The sequence below is a fragment of the Pseudomonas marincola genome, from assembly GCF_900116605.1.
GTDB classification, from domain to species: domain Bacteria; phylum Pseudomonadota; class Gammaproteobacteria; order Pseudomonadales; family Pseudomonadaceae; genus Aquipseudomonas; species Aquipseudomonas marincola.
On record NZ_FPBC01000002.1, the window covers coordinates 347,070 to 364,162 of the forward strand.

Below are 17,093 nucleotides of genomic sequence, written 5' to 3' on the forward strand. Positions count from 1 at the left end.
ACGATGAGTCATCAATCCGATTTGATCAGCGAGGACATCCTCGCCTATCTGGCCCAGCACGAACGCAAGGAACTGCTGCGCTTTCTTACTTGCGGTAACGTCGACGACGGCAAGAGCACGCTAATCGGCCGCCTGCTGCACGACTCCAAGATGATCTACGAAGATCACCTTGAAGCGATTACCCGCGACTCGAAAAAGAGCGGCACCACTGGCGAAGAAGTGGATCTGGCGCTGCTGGTTGATGGTCTGCAAGCCGAGCGCGAGCAGGGCATCACCATTGACGTGGCCTACCGTTATTTCTCGACCGCCAAGCGCAAGTTCATCATTGCCGATACGCCAGGCCATGAGCAGTACACGCGCAACATGGCCACGGGCGCCTCGACCTGTGACCTGGCGATTATTCTGATTGATGCGCGTTACGGCGTGCAGACTCAGACCAAGCGACATAGCTTTATTGCCTCGTTGCTGGGCATCAAGCACATCGTAGTGGCCGTCAACAAGATGGACCTCAAGGGCTTCGATGAAGGCGTCTTCGAGCAGATCAAGGCCGATTACCTGAAGTTCGCCGAAGGTATCCAGCTCAAGCCAACATCGCTGCACTTTGTGCCGATGTCTGCGCTCAAAGGCGACAACGTGGTCAACCACAGCGAGCAGTCGCCTTGGTACACCGGCCAGACGCTGATGGAAATTCTTGAGACCGTTGAAGTCGCGGGTGATCGCAACTTCACCGACCTGCGTTTCCCGGTGCAGTACGTTAACCGTCCGAACCTGAACTTCCGTGGCTTTGCCGGCACGCTCGCCAGTGGCATCGTGCACAAGGGCGACGAAGTGATGGTGTTGCCTTCGGGCAAGAGCAGCAAGGTCAAGTCCATCGTCACCTACGAAGGTGAGCTTGAGCAGGCCGGTCCTGGCCAGGCGATTACCCTGACTCTGGAAGACGAGATCGACGTGTCGCGTGGCGACATGCTGGTGCATGCCGACAACCGTCCGCAGGTCACTGACAGCTTCGATGCCATGCTGGTGTGGATGGCCGAAGAGCCTATGCTGCCGGGCAAGAAATACGACATCAAACGCGCCACCAGCTACGTGCCGGGCACTATCGCCAGCATTACTCACCGCGTGGATGTAAATACCCTGGAGCAAGGCGCTGCGAGCAGCCTCAACCTGAACGAAATCGGTCAGGTCAAAGTGGCTCTGGATGCATCGATTGCGTTGGATGGCTACGCGCATAACCGCACCACGGGCGCGTTTATCGTGGTCGACCGGCTGACCAATGGCACCGTGGGCGCCGGCATGATCATCGCCGATGCTGTCGGCTCGCAAGGCGGTTCGCATCACGGCAAACAAGCTCACGTTTCGACTGAGGAGCGTTCTGCGCGTCTCGGTCAGCAGCCCGCTACTGTGTTGTTCAGCGGCCTGTCGGGCGCTGGCAAGAGCACCTTGGCTTACGCGGTTGAGCGCAAGCTGTTTGATATGGGCCGTGCGGTTTACGTGCTTGATGGTCAGAACCTGCGTCACGACCTCAACAAAGGTCTGCCGCAAGACCGTGTTGGCCGTACCGAGAACTGGCGTCGTGCCGCACACGTGGCGCGCCAGTTCAACGAAGCGGGCCTGCTGACACTGGCCGCGTTCGTCGCGCCGTCGGCTGAAGGCCGTGAGCAAGCACGCACATTGATCGGCGCCGAGCGCATGATTACTGTTTACGTGCAGGCTTCACCGCAGGCGTGCCGCGAGCGTGACCCGCAGGGCTTGTATGCCGCCAATGGCGACAACATCCCGGGCGAGTCCTTCCCGTATGACGTGCCGCTGGATGCGGATCTGGTTATCGACACGCAAAGCGTCTCGGTCGAGGAAGGCGTCAAGCAGGTACTCGCGGTACTGCGCGAACGCGGCGCGATTTAACGCCACTGGTCCACTGCGGCGGATTCGTTGCAGTGGGCTTCGGTTGTTAACGCACTAATCGCCAGACAATAAAAAACCCGCATTCAAATGAGTGCGGGTTTTTTATTGTCTGGTATTTATTGACCAGTGTGCGCTTAACGTTTGCTTTTAAGGCCGTAATTCTCGTCGAGCATGCCCGGTACGTCTGCGCCTTTTGGGGCGTAGTCTTTTGGCATCTCATTGTCGCGTGGCGGCGTCAGGCGTTCACGACGCTCGCTGCCTTCACCTGAGTGCAGTGCCGCCAGCAAACTCTGCCGGGTCACGTCATCCAGTGCCAGGCGGTGTGCGCCTTCGGCCAGGTGCTGTTCAACATCTTCATAGCTCTGGGTCAGTTTCTTGACCAGGCTGCTGGTGGTTCTGAAGTGGCTGACGACCTCACTCTGGTAAGCGTCAAATTTGTCCTGCATGTCGTCCAGCTGACGCTGTGTGCGGCTTGGGGCTGCATTCGGTGCCAGGCGGGCAATCAGAAAACCGATAGCAATACCTGCTACCAGTGCGAGGGCTGGTAACAGCCAGTCGGTTAGCGTCTGTTCCACGAGTCCTTCCTCTCTATACGGCTTTGCATTACGTTAACGGCTCGAACCTGCGCTGTATACTGCTTTGCATTGCCGATGAGTGCAGTGCAGGTTGTCTTTCTAGACGAGTCTATCGAGTTATTGGTCACGGAGCGTAGCGTTGCTTAGTCGAGAAACCCCTTTGTTTATAAACGGCCCGTGCGGTCAATTGGAAGCTTTATCGCTCACAGTAGCTGATGCGCGAGGCGTTGCGTTGATCTGCCATCCGAATCCGGTGCAGGGCGGTACAATGCTCAACAAGGTTGTTTCGACCTTGCAGCGCACGGCGCGTGATCAGGGCTTGCATACCTTGCGCTTCAATTATCGCGGAACCGGCGCAAGTGCCGGCAGCCACGACATGGCGTTCGGTGAGGTTGATGATGCCGAAGCAGCCCTCAACTGGCTGCGCGAACAGCATCCGCAATTACCCATCACGCTTATGGGATTCTCTTTTGGCGGTTTTGTTGCAGCCGCACTGGCAGGTCGACTGGAAGAGCAGGGCGTGGAGCTGGCGAACTTGTTCATGGTCGCGCCTGCCGTCAATCGCCTGAGCGCCGATACGCCGCTGTCCACGCGCTGCCCGATGACCATCATTCAGCCAGAAACCGATGAAGTGATCCCGCCAGAAGTGGTTTATCAGTGGTCGGCTGCGCTTGAACGTCCCCATGAGTTGCTGAAAGTGGCAGAATGCGGTCACTTTTTCCATGGCAAGCTGACCGATCTCAAGGATCTGTTGCTGCCACGTCTTTGAATCCGTATGCAGTCTGACAAGCGATAAGCCATGACCACACGTATCCTTACTGGCATCACCACCACCGGCACTCCGCACCTGGGCAACTATGCGGGCGCGATTCGTCCGGCCATTGTTGCCAGCCGCAGTGACAACTTTGACTCGTTCTATTTTCTGGCGGACTACCACGCGCTGATCAAATGTGATGATCCGGCGCGTATTCAGCGTTCGCGTCTGGAAATCGCCGCCACCTGGCTGGCCTGTGGTCTGGACGTTAACCGGGCGACTTTTTATCGCCAGTCCGACATCCCGGAAATCCCTGAGCTGTGCTGGTTGCTGACGTGCGTGGCGGGCAAGGGCTTGCTCAATCGCGCTCACGCCTACAAGGCCTCGGTCGACAAGAATGTGGAGAACGGTGAAGACCCGGATGCCGGTATCACCATGGGCCTGTTCAGCTATCCGGTGCTGATGGCCGCCGATATTCTGATGTTCAACGCGCAGAAGGTTCCGGTCGGTCGCGACCAGATCCAGCACGTTGAAATGGCCCGCGACATTGCTCAGCGCTTTAATCATCTGTTTGGTCAGGGCAAGGAACTGTTCGCCCTGCCAGAAGCGGTGATTGAAGAGGATGTCGCCACATTGCCAGGCCTCGATGGCCGCAAGATGTCGAAGAGCTACGACAACACCATTCCGTTGTTCGGCACCGCCAAGCAACTGAAAGACGCCGTGGCGCGGATCGTTACCGACTCCAGGCTGCCGGGCGAAGCCAAAGACCCTGACAACTCGCATCTGTTTACCTTGTATCAGGCGTTCTCGACGGCTGAACAACAGGCTGCTCTGCGCGCCGAGTTGCTCGACGGTCTGGCGTGGGGCGAAGCCAAGCAGCGTCTGTTCGAATTGCTCGACAATGAGCTGGGCGAAGCTCGTGAGCGCTACAACGCGCTGATCAGCAAGCCTGCCGATCTGGAAGACATTCTGCTCGACGGCGCGGCAAAAGCGCGTAAAACCGCAACGCCGTTCCTGGGTGAGCTGCGTGAAGCGGTCGGCCTGCGCTCGTTCCGCAGCGCTGCAGTCGATACTCAGGCCGGTAAAAAGAAAGCGGCGAAAAGCGCGCGCTTTGTCAGCTTCCGTGATGAAGACGGCAGCTTCCGTTTCCGTTTGCTGGATGCGGCAGGCGAGCAGCTGTTGTTGTCAGTCGCTTTTGCCGACGGCAAGTCTGCCGGCATGGTCAACAAGCGTTTGCAGTCGGGTGATGAGTTGGATGTTCGCCAGCACAACAGTGGTTTTGCCGTGTGGCTGGATGATGCCGCTGTTGCGCACAGCCCTGACTTTGCCGATAGCGCCAGCTGCGAGTCGGCTATTGCGCGCCTGCGCGAAGCGCTGCAAGGCGAGTAAAGGCAACCTTTACTGCACCGCACGCTGGCTGACGCACCAGCGTGCGGGCTGCCCCCGGCGATGTGCCGTAGCGCCTGATTTTGCGCGGCTTAACGGCCCATACGGGATGATTTCAGCGTTCACACCACCGCTAGACAGATAGCCGATTGCCATTCCAAGCGTTCGTCGCTAAAGTTACGCCCCTATTTTTGTTACCCAGCTAACGAATATGACTCCGCTAGAACGCTATCAAGCCGATCTTAAACGCCCCGACTTCTTCCATGACGCCGCGCAAGAAACAGCTGTGCGTCATTTGCAGCGCCTGTATGACGATCTGGTCGCTGACTCGAAGAGCAAGCCGGGCATGTTCGGCAAGCTGTTTGGCAAGAAGCAGGCCGCGCCGGTTAAAGGTCTGTACTTCTGGGGTGGCGTTGGCCGGGGTAAGACTTATCTGGTCGATACTTTCTTCGATTCGTTGCCGTTCGAGCGCAAGGTGCGCACCCACTTCCACCGTTTCATGAAGCGCGTGCACGAAGAGATGCGTACCCTCAAAGGCGAGAAGAACCCGCTGACCATCATTGGCAAGCGTTTCGCCGATGAAGCGCAAGTCATCTGCTTTGACGAGTTCTTTGTTTCCGACATTACCGACGCAATGATTCTGGCGACCTTGCTCGAAGAGTTGTTCAAGAACGGTGTGTGTCTGGTGGCAACGTCGAACATCGTGCCTGACGGCTTGTATAAAGATGGTTTACAGCGCGCGCGTTTCCTGCCTGCGATTGCGTTGCTCAAGCAGCACACTGATATCGTCAACGTCGACAGTGGCGTCGATTATCGCCTGCGTGCGTTGGAGCAGGCCGAGTTGTTCCATTGGCCGCTGGACGCCGAAGCAGAGGCCAGCTTGCACCGTAGCTTCAGCAGCTTGCTGCCGGATTGCACGCATGCAGTCGAAGGCGAAGCGATCATGATCGAGAATCGCGAAATCAAGGCGGTTCGGGTCTGTGAAGACGTTGCCTGGTTCGAGTTCCGCGAATTGTGCGACGGCCCGCGCAGCCAGAATGACTACATTGAACTGGGCAAGATCTTCCACGCGGTGTTGTTGGCTAACGTCGAGCAGATGGGCGTGGCCAAAGACGACATGGCGCGGCGTTTTATCAACCTGGTTGATGAATTTTACGACCGCAACGTCAAGCTGATCATCTCGGCCGAAGTTGAACTGAAAGACTTGTACACTGGCGGTCGTTTGACCTTTGAGTTCCAGCGCACCCTGAGTCGTTTGCTGGAGATGCAGTCGCACGAGTTCCTGGCGCGGGCGCACAAGCCCTAAGCTGTTCGCGATTGCTGAAAAGGCTGCCAGTGGCAGCCTTTTTTTTGTTCAGCGGATGGTCTTTGCAGTGGCTGCAATTATGCCGGGCCGTCCTTGTGCTGAAACTGGCGACGGTACTGGTTAGGCGACAACTCGGTGTGCTGGCGGAACAAGCGCGCAAAAAAGCTCGCATCGTCATAGCCGACTTCGTAGCTGATGGTCTTGATGCTCTTGCGCGTGGCGCTGAGCAGGCCCTTGGCCGTTTCAATACGCAGGCGCTGTAGATAGTGCAGTGGCTTGTCGCCAGTGGCGCCCTGAAACCGGCGCATGAAATTACGAATGCTCATGCCATGCTCGCGGGCAACATCCTCGAAGCGAAACTTCTCGGCAAAGTGCTCCTCAAGCCACTGCTGAATTTGCAGGATGATGACATCGTGATGCTGTTTCTGGCCGCCAAAGCCGATACGGCCAGGGCTGTAACTGCGCTGCAGTTCGAACAGAATATCGCGGGCAACGCCTTGGGCGACGCTGGGGCCGCAGAAGCGCTCAATCAGGTAGATGTAAAGGTCGCTCGCTGAGGTGACGCCGCCTGCGCAAAACAGGTTATCGGCATCGGACAGGTGCTTGTCCTGATTGAGCAGCACTTTCGGGAAGCGCTGCTTGAATTCGCTGAAAAAACGCCAGTAAGTGGTCGCTTCCTTACCGTCCAGCAAACCGGCTTCCGCCATCCAGAATACGCCGGTAGCTTCACCGCAGATCAGGCTGCCTTTGGCATGTTGCTGGCGCAGCCAGTCGAGAATCTGCGGGTAGCGCTTTTTCAGCGCATCAAAATCATCCCAAAAGGCCGGCAGAATGATGAGTTCGGCATCACCTAAACCTGCCTCACTGGTGATCATCACATTGCTGAAACTTTTCACCGGTTGAGCGTCCGGTGAGACCAGCGAAATCTCGAACGCGGCGGTGAAACCCAGGCCGAGTTGCTTGCCGTAGCGCAAGCTGGCCATGTGGAAAAAATCCTTGGCTTGCATCAGGGTCGAGGCAAAAACGCCTTCGGTTGCCAGAATGCAGACTCGTTTTAGCGGTGTAGTCTGGATCAAACTCATGGTTTTTATTCTTGGTGTTTGGCGCGGGGCGCGTGAAGCACTTCTCTGGGGTAAAGTGGTCAGAGTGCGGCTGGATCGTCCTATTTTTTGGCGCATGTGTCCAGTGCGTTAGCCTCAGCTCTAGCCTACAGTCGCTGCCTGTTTTGTTTTTTCTTCCATTCAACGGTCAAGGTGATAGCGATGATTCCAAGAACAATTTTTAGCTCAGACCACGAATTATTCCGCGATAGCGTTCGCAAATTCCTTGAGCAGGACGCCGTGCCTTTCCATGCTCAGTGGGAGAAAGACGGCTTCATTGACCGCGCTTTGTGGAACAAGGCGGGCGAGGCGGGCATGCTTTGCTCGCATATTCCGGAAGAATACGGCGGCATCGGCGCCGATTTTCTCTACAGCACGGTGGTGATCGAGGAAATCGGTAAGCTGGGACTGACCGGCATCGGCTTTTCCCTGCACTCGGATATCGTTGCGCCGTACATCCTGCATTACGGCTCCGAGGCGCTTAAGCAGAAGTACCTGCCAAAAATGGTAACGGGTGAAATGGTCACGGCAATTGCCATGACCGAGCCAGGCGCGGGTTCGGATTTGCAGGGCGTGAAGACCACCGCGGTGCTGGATGGCGATGACTACATCATCAACGGCTCGAAGACCTTCATCACCAACGGCTACCTGGCGGATCTGGTGATTGTGGTCGCCAAGACCGACCCGAAAGCAGGCGCTAAAGGCACCAGTCTGTTTTTGGTCGAGGCCAGCACGCCCGGGTTCACCAAGGGGCAGCGTCTGGAAAAGGTCGGCATGAAGGCGCAAGACACCTCTGAGCTGTTTTTCCAGGATGTGCGTGTACCGAAAGAGAATTTGCTGGGGCAGGCCGGTATGGGCTTCGCCTACCTGATGCAGGAGTTGCCGCAAGAGCGCCTGACCGTTGGTATTGGTGCAATCGCCTCGGCGCAGGCTGCACTCGGGTGGACGCTTGAATACACGCGTGATCGCAAAGCATTCGGCAAGGCCATCTCTGACTTCCAGAACACCCGTTTCAAGTTGGCAGAAATGGCAACCGAGATTCAGGTCGGGCAGGTGTTTGTCGATCGCTGTCTGGAGTTGCACCTCAACGGCAAGCTCGATGTGCCAACCGCCGCGATGCTCAAATACTGGGGCACCGATTTGCAGTGCAAGGTACTTGATGAGTGTGTGCAGCTGCACGGCGGCTACGGCTTCATGTGGGAATACCCGGTCGCCCGCGCCTGGGCGGATGCACGCGTGCAGCGCATTTATGCCGGCACCAACGAAATCATGAAAGAGATCATCGCCCGCTCGTTGTAACCCGTCCGCGGCCCGGCTCGAAATCGCCATGACGGAAACCCCGTTGGGGGTTCCATCCTCCGGTTGGCGCAGCAGGCATAAATCGGAGGTTGGAATCCGCGCAGCGGCTTCCGACATGGCGGCGTAATGATCGTGCGCGGTTTGGTTGTGCACCTCCAAACCGCGCAATCGCAAGCGCCAATGCTGGCGGAACTGCCGGTTCGTGGTCCGGCTTGAAATCGCTATGACGGAAACCCCTTCGGGGGTTCCATCCTCCGGTTGGCGCAGCAGGCATAAATGGAGGTTGGAATCCGCGCAGCGGCTTCCGACATTACGGCGTAATGATCGTGCGCGGTTTGGTTGTTCAGCCTCAGGCCGCGCAATCGACGGCGCCAATGCTGGCGGAACAGCCGATTCGCGGCCCGGCTTGAAATTGTTATGACGGAAACCCCGTTGGGGGTTCCATCCTCCGGTTGGCGCAGCAGGCATAAGTCGGAGGTTGGAATCCGCCGGTTGGTGCGACAGGCATAAGCTGGAGGTTGGAATCCGCGCAGCGGCTTCCGACATGACGGCCTATCGGTCGTGCGCGGTTTACGCTTGCGCGCTGCTGACCATCTGCCTTGCATGCGCCAGCGACTCTTCGGTGAGGTCGACGCCGCCGAGCATGCGGGCGATTTCTTCTACGCGCTGGGCTTCACTCAGGTTACTTACGGCGGTGCGTGTGGCGTCACTGCCGCGTGCCTTGTGTACGAATAAATGGTGATGGCCCTGCGCCGCAACCTGGGGCAGGTGGGTAACTGTTAACACTTGGCCGCGTTCACCCAGGCGGCGCAGCAGTTGCCCGACCACTTCGGCCGTCGGGCCGCCAATGCCCACGTCTACTTCGTCAAATACCAGCGTTGGCACGCGCGATGTTTGCGCGGTAATCACCTGAATCGCCAGGCTGATCCGCGACAGTTCACCGCCAGAGGCTACTTTGGCTAATGCCTTCATCGGCTGGCCGGGGTTGGCGCTGACCAGAAACTCGACGTGCTCCATGCCGTTTGGATGGGGTTCATCCAGCTGGTTGGCTTGCAGGGTGATGCTGAATCGCCCGCCTGGCATACCCAGCGTTTGCATCTCCGCTTCGGCTGCGACTGCCAGCTTATTGGCCGACTCCGCCCGGCGATTGCTCAGCTCCAGCGCCTTTTCCTGATAGTGACGTTCATACGAGGCCAGCTCTTCGGTCAGGCGCTCAACAGCCTGATCATCGGCATTCAGGCTTTCGAGCTCTTCAAACAGTTGCTGTTGCAGGGCTTCAAGTTCCTGCGGCTGGGTGCGGTGCTTACGTGCCAGTGTGTAGATGGCATCGAGGCGTTCTTCGAGTATTTGCAGGCGCTCGGGGTCTGCGTCGAAGTGGTCAAGGAAGCGATTAAGCTCGCCGACGGCTTCTTCTACCTGAATCTGCGCGCTGCCAAGCATGTTGGCGGCTTCAGTCAGTGCGCCGGGTTGGCCTTTGAAGCTGCCCAGGCGATTGAGACTGGCGGTGAGTGCAGACAACACGTTGCCAGAGTCGCTCTCGCTGCAAAAGTCGATCACCTGACGGCAGGCGCTGAGCAGGCTCTCGGCATTGGTCAGGTTCTTGTGTTCCTGCTCGAGCTGCTCCAGTTCGTTCTGGCCAAGCCCCAGGTTATCGAGCTCTTCGAGCTGATAGCTGAGCAGTTGGTGACGCGCGCGCTGTTCGTCGCCGATGTTGGCGATGCGGGTCAGTTCACTGCGGGTTTGCTTCCAGCGTTGCGCGGCCAGTTGCACCTGACGCGCCAGATCCTGGCAGCCGGCGAACTCGTCGAGCAGGCGGCGATGGGTTTCGGCCTTGAGCAGGGATTGGTGTTCATGCTGGCTGTGGATATCAATCAGCAATTCGCCAAGGGCTTTTAAATCCCCGAGAGGGCAGGGCGTGCCGTTGATGTAGCCGCGCGAGCGCCCTTCGGCGGTTATCACACGGCGCAAAATGCACGGGCCGTCCTGTTGCAGGTCACGCTCCGCCAGCCAGGCCTTGGCCTCGCTGATGTCGCTGATGTCGAAGCTGGCGAGAATGTCCGCTTTGTCTGCGCCGGGGCGCACCACACCGCTGTCTGCACGATCGCCCAGCGTCAGGCCCAGCGCGTCGAGCATGATCGACTTGCCCGCGCCGGTTTCGCCGCTGATGACGCTCATGCCGCCGTCCAGCTCAAGATCAAGATGCTCAACGATTGCGTAGTTATGTACGGACAGGTGCACCAGCATGGCGTGGCCTCCCAGAAATTAGGTCTGGTTATTTATACAGTAGTTTATTTGTGCCTTGCAATTACCTTGGGATGAGATTGTGTGCAGTTGGTCGTTTGCGCGTATTAAGGCCTTGAAGCCACACAAATAGCCCCCATATAGACGGCAGACGCGTGAGTTATCGACACCACGCCAGTTATTGACAGGAGGAACGCATGGCTGACGAACAGACCCTGAATACGCAAGATCTCGAGGAACAAGTAGCGCCGGACGCTGCCTCGGGTGATGACCTGGCTGCTCGCGTAGAAGCGCTGGAAGAGCAGTTGGCCGCTGCGCAGGATCAATCGCTGCGCGTAGCTGCTGATTTACAAAACGTGCGTCGCCGCGCCGATCAGGATGTCGAGAAGGCGCACAAGTTTGCCCTGGAAAAATTCGCCAACGACCTGCTGCCCGTTGTGGACAGTCTGGAGCGTGGCCTTGAGATGACCAGCGCCGAAGATGAATCGATCAAAGCGGTTCGTGAAGGCATGCAGCTGACCCTCAAACTGTTCCAGGACACGTTGGCGCGTTACCAGTTGGTTGCTGTCGACCCGCAAGGTGAGCCATTCAACCCTGAGCATCATCAGGCAATGGCCATGCAGGAAAGCAGCCTGGTCGAGCCGAATAGCGTGTTGCAAGTATTCCAGAAGGGTTACCTGTTGCACGGTCGTCTGCTGCGCCCGGCCATGGTCGTGGTCAGCAAGGCGCCGGCACCGGCTTCACCTTCTATTGATGAGCAGGCTTGAAATATTTCCTCAAGCCCCCATTTAACAGTCAAGCGTATTAGAGCTACCGCTGCTGAGCTAGAACCAGCGGCGGAATAATCAAAGTTTCGGGAGAGCAAACATGGGTAAAATTATCGGTATTGACCTGGGGACTACCAACTCCTGCGTCTCCGTTCTTGAAAACGGTAAAGCCAAAGTTATCGAAAACGCCGAAGGCGCGCGTACCACCCCGTCGATCATTGCTTATGCAAATGACGGTGAGATCCTGGTAGGTCAGTCGGCCAAGCGACAAGCAGTGACCAATCCGCACAACACCCTGTACGCGGTTAAGCGTCTGATCGGTCGTCGCTTCGAAGAAGAAGTGGTTCAGAAAGACATCCAGATGGTGCCGTACAAAATTGTCAAAGCTGACAATGCGGACGCCTGGGTTGAAGTAAACGGCCAGAAAATGGCTCCGCCACAGATCTCGGCTGAAATCTTGAAAAAGATGAAGAAAACGGCCGAAGACTATCTGGGCGAAGCGGTCACTGAAGCGGTGATCACTGTTCCTGCGTACTTCAACGACAGCCAGCGTCAGGCGACTAAAGACGCCGGCCGTATTGCGGGCCTGGACGTTAAGCGCATCATCAACGAGCCAACCGCAGCTGCTCTGGCTTACGGTATGGACAAGGCCAAGGGCGACCACACTGTCATCGTTTATGACCTGGGTGGCGGTACGTTCGACGTTTCGGTTATCGAAATTGCTGAAGTTGATGGCGAGCACCAGTTTGAAGTGTTGGCAACCAACGGTGACACCTTCCTCGGCGGTGAAGACTTTGATATTCGTCTGATCGACTACCTCGTCGACGAATTCAAGAAAGAAACCGGCATGAACCTTAAGGGTGACCCGCTGGCAATGCAGCGTCTGAAAGAAGCTGCTGAGAAAGCCAAGATCGAGCTGTCTTCGAGCCAGCAGACTGACGTGAACCTGCCGTACATCACTGCAGATGCGTCCGGTCCTAAGCACTTGAACGTGAAAATTTCGCGCTCGAAGCTCGAAGCACTGGTTGAAGACCTGGTTCAGCGCACCATCGAACCTTGCCGCATCGCGTTGAAAGACGCCGGTGTTGATGTGAGCTCGATCAACGACGTGATTCTGGTCGGTGGTCAGACTCGTATGCCGTTGGTACAGAAGCTGGTAACCGATTTCTTCGGCAAAGAAGCCCGTAAAGACGTTAACCCGGACGAAGCTGTTGCCATGGGCGCGGCCATTCAGGGTGCGGTGTTGGCTGGCGACGTTAAAGACGTACTGCTGCTCGACGTATCGCCTCTGACCCTGGGTATCGAAACCATGGGTGGCGTGATGACTGCGCTGATCGAGAAGAACACCACTATTCCGACCAAGAAGTCGCAAGTGTTCTCGACCGCTGATGACAACCAGAATGCCGTGACTATTCACGTGCTGCAGGGCGAGCGTAAGCAAGCTTCGCAGAACAAGTCGCTGGGCAAGTTCGATCTGGCTGAGATTCCGCCAGCTCCGCGTGGTGTTCCGCAGATCGAAGTGACCTTCGACATCGATGCTAACGGCATCCTGCACGTAGGCGCTAAAGACAAGGCCACTGGCAAGACTCAGTCCATCGTGATCAAGGCCAACTCGGGTCTGTCCGATGAAGAGATCGAGCAAATGGTTCGTGATGCCGAGGCTAACGCTGAGGAAGATCGCAAGTTCGAAGAGCTGGCAACTGCTCGCAACCAAGGTGATCAGCTGGTTCACGCCAGCCGCAAAATGGTCACCGAGGCTGGCGATAAGGTGACTGAAGAAGAGAAAACTGCAATCGAAGCCGCGGTCTCTGCCCTTGAAGTTGCCGTTAAGGGCGACAGCAAGGAAGAAATCGAAGCGAAGATGGCTGCACTCTCCGAAGTGACTGCTCCGCTGGCGCAGAAAATGTACGCCGAGCAGCCGCAGCCGGGTGCTGAGGCTCAGCCAGAAAACAACGACAAAGGCGCTGCCGATGATGTTGTTGATGCTGAGTTCGAAGAGGTTAAAGACAACAAGTAAGCGCACGCTTGCTAAGCACGCCCAGCGAAAACTCGCCGGGCGTGCAAGGCTCCAGCCGGTTGTGGTGCTAGCTAGAATCGGTATGATCCGTCGCGCGGGGGCTTGCTCCCGCGTTGGCGTGTCTGGAGAGGATGATTTGCAAGGCGTTAATCAGTGACGCGGGTGCGATGACTTTTTAACGAATTGTTCGAGGTCTTGAGGATTTATGTCTAAACGTGACTATTACGAGGTGCTGGGTGTCGAGCGCGGCGCTAGCGATGCGGAGCTGAAAAAGGCTTACCGGCGCCTGGCGATGAAGCATCACCCGGACCGTAATCCTGACGATAAAGTTTCGGAAGAGAAGTTCAAAGAGGCCAACGAGGCCTATGAAGTTCTGTCCGATGCCAGCAAGCGCAGCGCCTATGATCAATACGGCCATGCCGGTGTAGATCCAAGCATGGGCGGCGCCGGCGCGGGTGGCGCAGGTTTCGGTGGCGCTAACTTCTCCGATATTTTCGGTGATGTGTTCAGCGACTTCTTCGGCGGTGCTGCCGGTGGCGGCGGTCGCGGTCGTGGCGGTGCGCAGCGCGGCAGTGACCTGCGCTACACGCTTGAACTGGATCTGGAAGAGGCCGTTCGCGGCACAACCGTGACCATTCGTGTGCCGACACTGGTCAACTGTAAGCCGTGCGACGGTACGGGCGCCAAGAAAGGCTCCGCGCCGGTTACTTGTACCACTTGTGGCGGTATCGGCCAGGTGCGTATGCAGCAGGGCTTCTTCTCGGTGCAGCAAACCTGCCCGCGTTGCCACGGCAACGGCAAGATGATTACTGATCCGTGCACCAGCTGCCACGGTCAGGGTCGTGTTGAAGAGCACAAAACCTTGTCGGTCAAAGTGCCGGCGGGTGTTGATACCGGTGACCGCATTCGTCTTAGCGGCGAAGGTGAAGCCGGCGCAATGGGCGGCCCGGCAGGTGATCTGTACGTGGTAGTGAATGTGCGTGAGCACGCGATCTTCCAGCGTGACGGCAAGCATCTGTACTGCGAAGTGCCAATCAGCTTTGCTGATGCCGCGTTGGGTGGCGAGCTTGAAGTGCCGACCCTCGATGGTCGTGTCAAGTTGAAGATCCCGGAAGGCACGCAAACCGGTAAGTTGTTCCGTTTGCGTGGCAAAGGTGTTGCGCCGGTGCGTGGTGGTGGTGCGGGTGACTTGATGTGCCGTGTGGCTGTCGAGACGCCGGTTAAGCTGGATCGTCGTCAGCGTGAGCTGCTTGAAGAGTTCCGTCAGTCGTTGGCCGGTGACAGTTCTCACTCGCCCAAGGCCAATGGCTGGTTCGAAGGCGTGAAGCGCTTCTTCGGCGACCTGTGAGGAATACGCTGACAAGTTGCGATTGAGCGCTTGCAGTGTTGAATGAGCTGCTTGATGTGCAGGCCCGCTGAGGCGGGTTGCACGTTAAGCGGCTTGTTTTATTTTAGCCCCGGCCATCACGCTGTTTATGGGTTATAAAGTGCGCAGGTTGGGTGGGTTATGCGCGCCGCCTGGGCATAGGTTTTCAGTTTGGAGTTGTTTGATATGCAACGTATTGCTGTGATGGGCGCCGCTGGGCGCATGGGTAAAACCCTGATCGAGGCTGTTCAGCAGGCTCAAGGCGTAACGCTGAGCGCTGCGGTGGATCGTCCGGACAGCAGTCTGGTAGGTGCTGATGTTGGTGAGTTGGCGGCGCTGGGCAAGATTGGCGTGCAGCTGTCGGGTGATTTGAGCAGTGTGCTCAATGACTTCGATGTGCTGATTGATTTCACTCACCCGACCGTGACCCTGAAAAACCTCGAAATCTGCCGTCAGGCAGGCAAGGCGATGGTAATTGGCACCACCGGTTTCAGCGTTGAAGAGAAACAGTTGCTCAGCGATGCGGGCAAGCAAATCCCGATCGTGTTCGCGGCCAATTTCAGTGTCGGCGTCAATCTGTGCCTGAAATTGCTCGATACCGCGGCGCGCGTGCTGGGTGATGATGTGGACATTGAAATCATCGAAGCTCACCACCGTCACAAGGTCGATGCGCCGTCCGGCACCGCCGTGCGTATGGGTGAGGTTGTTGCCAATGCCCTGGGTCGTGATCTGCAAAAGGTCGCGGTTTATGGTCGTGAAGGGCAGACCGGAGCGCGTGAGCGCGAAACCATCGGTTTTGCCACTGTGCGCGCCGGTGATGTGGTCGGTGATCACACTGTGCTGTTTGCTGCCGACGGCGAGCGCGTGGAAATTACTCACAAAGCATCGAGCCGCATGACCTTTGCCAAAGGTGCCGTTCGTGCAGCTTCCTGGCTGCAGGGTCAGCCGGCAAAACTGTATGACATGCAGGACGTGCTTGAGTTGAATTGAGTCACTCGATCAGTGGTGTGCAATCGATGAATTTTTAGCTTAAGTTGGGTGGACCAAAAAGCGCTTTTCCTGTAAGCTTTTCGCTTTAGTGTGTCCACTAAAAGTTACGCAGAATGAATTCATATAAAAAGCGGGATGACGGTTCACACGTCATCCCGCTTTTTTACAATCTGCGTTTGCTTCAAGCTTAGATCTTCGGAGGTTTTCTTGAGTAAGCCAGCCTATAAACCTGCCATTTTGGCGTTAGCTGATGGCAGTATTTTTCGCGGCGAGGCAATCGGTGCCGACGGCCATACCATTGGTGAGGTAGTTTTCAACACTGCCATGACCGGCTATCAGGAAATCCTTACCGATCCTTCCTATGCCCAGCAAATCGTAACCCTGACCTATCCGCACATCGGCAATACCGGCACCACGCCGGAAGATGCCGAGTCTGATCGTGTTTGGGCGGCTGGTTTGATCATTCGTGACCTGCCGCTGATCGCCAGTAACTGGCGCAGCAAGCAATCACTGCCAGAGTATCTGGCCGAGAATGGCACTGTTGCCATCGCGGGTATCGATACCCGTCGCCTGACCCGCATTCTGCGTGAGAAAGGCTCGCAAAATAGCTGCATCCTCGCCGGTGAAGATGCCACCGAAGAAAAAGCCCTTGAGCTTGCGCGCAGCTTCCCTGGCCTGAAAGGCATGGATCTGGCCAAAGTCGTCAGCTGCACCGAGCAGTACGAATGGCGCTCGACGGTCTGGGACCTGAAAACCGACAGCCACGCTGAAGTGCCAGCCAGTGAGTTGCCGTACCACGTAGTCGCTTATGATTACGGCGTTAAGTGGAACATCCTGCGCATGCTGGTTGCCCGCGGCTGCCGCCTGACTGTCGTGCCAGCGCAAACGCCTGCGAGCGACGTGCTGGCGCTGAATCCGGATGGCGTGTTCCTGTCCAACGGTCCAGGCGATCCTGAGCCATGCGACTACGCAATCACTGCAATCAAAGACGTGCTGGAAACCGACGTACCGGTGTTCGGTATCTGTCTGGGTCACCAGCTGCTGGCGCTGGCCTCTGGTGCCAAAACCCTGAAAATGGGTCACGGCCACCACGGCGCCAACCACCCGGTTCAAGACCTCGATTCGGGCGTGGTGATGATCACCAGCCAGAACCACGGTTTCGCGGTGGAAGAGAGCAGCCTGCCGGACAATGTCCGCGCCATTCACAAGTCACTGTTTGATGGCACTCTGCAAGGCATCGAGCGTACCGATAAAGTCGCGTTCAGCTTCCAGGGTCACCCTGAAGCGAGCCCGGGCCCGCACGACGTCGCGCCGCTGTTTGACCGCTTCATCGAAGCCATGGCCAAACGCCGCTAAGCCTGCTGACTGTGACCAACGGATTCGAGTGAGT

The 17,093-nt window shown here is 57.2% G+C and carries 13 protein-coding genes; 10 read left to right on the top strand and 3 right to left on the bottom strand.

What is annotated here, in order from left to right; translation table 11 throughout:
- Nucleotides 1–3: 3 nt before the first annotated feature.
- Nucleotides 4–1,902, top strand: a complete 1,899-nt coding sequence (gene cysN / locus BM395_RS06035; protein WP_069898000.1) for a sulfate adenylyltransferase subunit CysN — start codon at nt 4–6, stop codon at nt 1,900–1,902.
- Between the two features lie 134 nt (nt 1,903–2,036).
- Here the strand turns inward: cysN and BM395_RS06040 are convergent, their stop codons facing one another.
- A complete protein-coding gene (locus BM395_RS06040) occupies nt 2,037–2,477 on the bottom strand; it encodes a Z-ring associated ZapG family protein (protein WP_090509734.1) in 441 nt (146 codons plus the stop codon).
- 139 nt (nt 2,478–2,616) lie between these two features.
- Between BM395_RS06040 and BM395_RS06045 the strand changes: the two genes are divergently transcribed.
- The 3 genes from BM395_RS06045 to zapE all read left to right on the top strand — a co-directional run bounded on the left by BM395_RS06045 (nt 2,617) and on the right by zapE (nt 5,923).
- Nucleotides 2,617–3,246 (top strand): alpha/beta hydrolase, encoded by a 630-nt coding sequence (locus tag BM395_RS06045; protein ID WP_090509736.1) that lies wholly within the window; start codon nt 2,617–2,619, stop codon nt 3,244–3,246.
- Nucleotides 3,247–3,276: 30 nt separating this feature from the next.
- Nucleotides 3,277–4,620 carry a tryptophan--tRNA ligase gene (locus BM395_RS06050; protein WP_090509739.1) on the top strand — a complete coding sequence of 448 codons (1,344 nt, stop codon included), beginning with the start codon at nt 3,277–3,279 and terminating at the stop codon, nt 4,618–4,620.
- Between the two features lie 208 nt (nt 4,621–4,828).
- A complete protein-coding gene (gene zapE / locus BM395_RS06055) occupies nt 4,829–5,923 on the top strand; it encodes a cell division protein ZapE (protein ID WP_090509741.1) in 1,095 nt (364 codons plus the stop codon).
- A gap of 77 nt (nt 5,924–6,000) precedes the next feature.
- On the opposite strand, the gene BM395_RS06060 is transcribed toward zapE, so the two are convergent.
- Nucleotides 6,001–7,005, bottom strand: coding sequence for a GlxA family transcriptional regulator (locus BM395_RS06060; RefSeq protein WP_069897995.1), 1,005 nt, complete (start codon nt 7,003–7,005; stop codon nt 6,001–6,003).
- 171 nt (nt 7,006–7,176) lie between these two features.
- On the opposite strand from BM395_RS06060, the gene BM395_RS06065 reads away from it, so the two are divergent.
- Nucleotides 7,177–8,322 (top strand): acyl-CoA dehydrogenase family protein, encoded by a 1,146-nt coding sequence (locus tag BM395_RS06065; protein ID WP_170860556.1) that lies wholly within the window; start codon nt 7,177–7,179, stop codon nt 8,320–8,322.
- Nucleotides 8,323–8,892: 570 nt separating this feature from the next.
- On the opposite strand, the gene recN is transcribed toward BM395_RS06065, so the two are convergent.
- The gene (gene recN, locus BM395_RS06070; RefSeq protein WP_069897993.1) at nt 8,893–10,566 is read right to left on the bottom strand and encodes a DNA repair protein RecN; all 1,674 of its coding nucleotides are present in this window, start codon (nt 10,564–10,566) and stop codon (nt 8,893–8,895) included.
- A 194-nt stretch (nt 10,567–10,760) separates the two neighbouring features.
- Between recN and grpE the strand changes: the two genes are divergently transcribed.
- The 5 genes from grpE to carA all read left to right on the top strand — a co-directional run bounded on the left by grpE (nt 10,761) and on the right by carA (nt 17,059).
- A complete protein-coding gene (gene grpE / locus BM395_RS06075) occupies nt 10,761–11,330 on the top strand; it encodes a nucleotide exchange factor GrpE (protein ID WP_069897992.1) in 570 nt (189 codons plus the stop codon).
- Nucleotides 11,331–11,430: 100 nt separating this feature from the next.
- Nucleotides 11,431–13,347, top strand: a complete 1,917-nt coding sequence (gene dnaK / locus BM395_RS06080; protein WP_069897991.1) for a molecular chaperone DnaK — start codon at nt 11,431–11,433, stop codon at nt 13,345–13,347.
- Nucleotides 13,348–13,552: 205 nt separating this feature from the next.
- On the top strand, nt 13,553–14,695 hold the full coding sequence (gene dnaJ / locus BM395_RS06085) for a molecular chaperone DnaJ (protein ID WP_069897990.1): 1,143 nt from the start codon (nt 13,553–13,555) through the stop codon (nt 14,693–14,695).
- A gap of 204 nt (nt 14,696–14,899) precedes the next feature.
- A complete protein-coding gene (gene dapB / locus BM395_RS06090; RefSeq protein ID WP_090509747.1) occupies nt 14,900–15,703 on the top strand; it encodes a 4-hydroxy-tetrahydrodipicolinate reductase in 804 nt (267 codons plus the stop codon).
- Between the two features lie 207 nt (nt 15,704–15,910).
- Nucleotides 15,911–17,059 (top strand): glutamine-hydrolyzing carbamoyl-phosphate synthase small subunit, encoded by a 1,149-nt coding sequence (carA, locus tag BM395_RS06095; protein ID WP_090509749.1) that lies wholly within the window; start codon nt 15,911–15,913, stop codon nt 17,057–17,059.
- The last annotated feature ends 34 nt before the right edge of the window (nt 17,060–17,093 follow it).

Coding starts and splice junctions, on each gene's coding strand:
- cysN (WP_069898000.1), top strand. CDS start 4: ATGAGTCATCAATCCGATTTGATCAGCGAGGACATCCTCGCCTATCTG.
- BM395_RS06050 (WP_090509739.1), top strand. CDS start 3,277: ATGACCACACGTATCCTTACTGGCATCACCACCACCGGCACTCCGCAC.
- zapE (WP_090509741.1), top strand. CDS start 4,829: ATGACTCCGCTAGAACGCTATCAAGCCGATCTTAAACGCCCCGACTTC.
- BM395_RS06060 (WP_069897995.1), bottom strand. CDS start 7,005: ATGAGTTTGATCCAGACTACACCGCTAAAACGAGTCTGCATTCTGGCA.
- recN (WP_069897993.1), bottom strand. CDS start 10,566: ATGCTGGTGCACCTGTCCGTACATAACTACGCAATCGTTGAGCATCTT.
- grpE (WP_069897992.1), top strand. CDS start 10,761: ATGGCTGACGAACAGACCCTGAATACGCAAGATCTCGAGGAACAAGTA.
- dnaK (WP_069897991.1), top strand. CDS start 11,431: ATGGGTAAAATTATCGGTATTGACCTGGGGACTACCAACTCCTGCGTC.
- dnaJ (WP_069897990.1), top strand. CDS start 13,553: ATGTCTAAACGTGACTATTACGAGGTGCTGGGTGTCGAGCGCGGCGCT.
- dapB (WP_090509747.1), top strand. CDS start 14,900: ATGCAACGTATTGCTGTGATGGGCGCCGCTGGGCGCATGGGTAAAACC.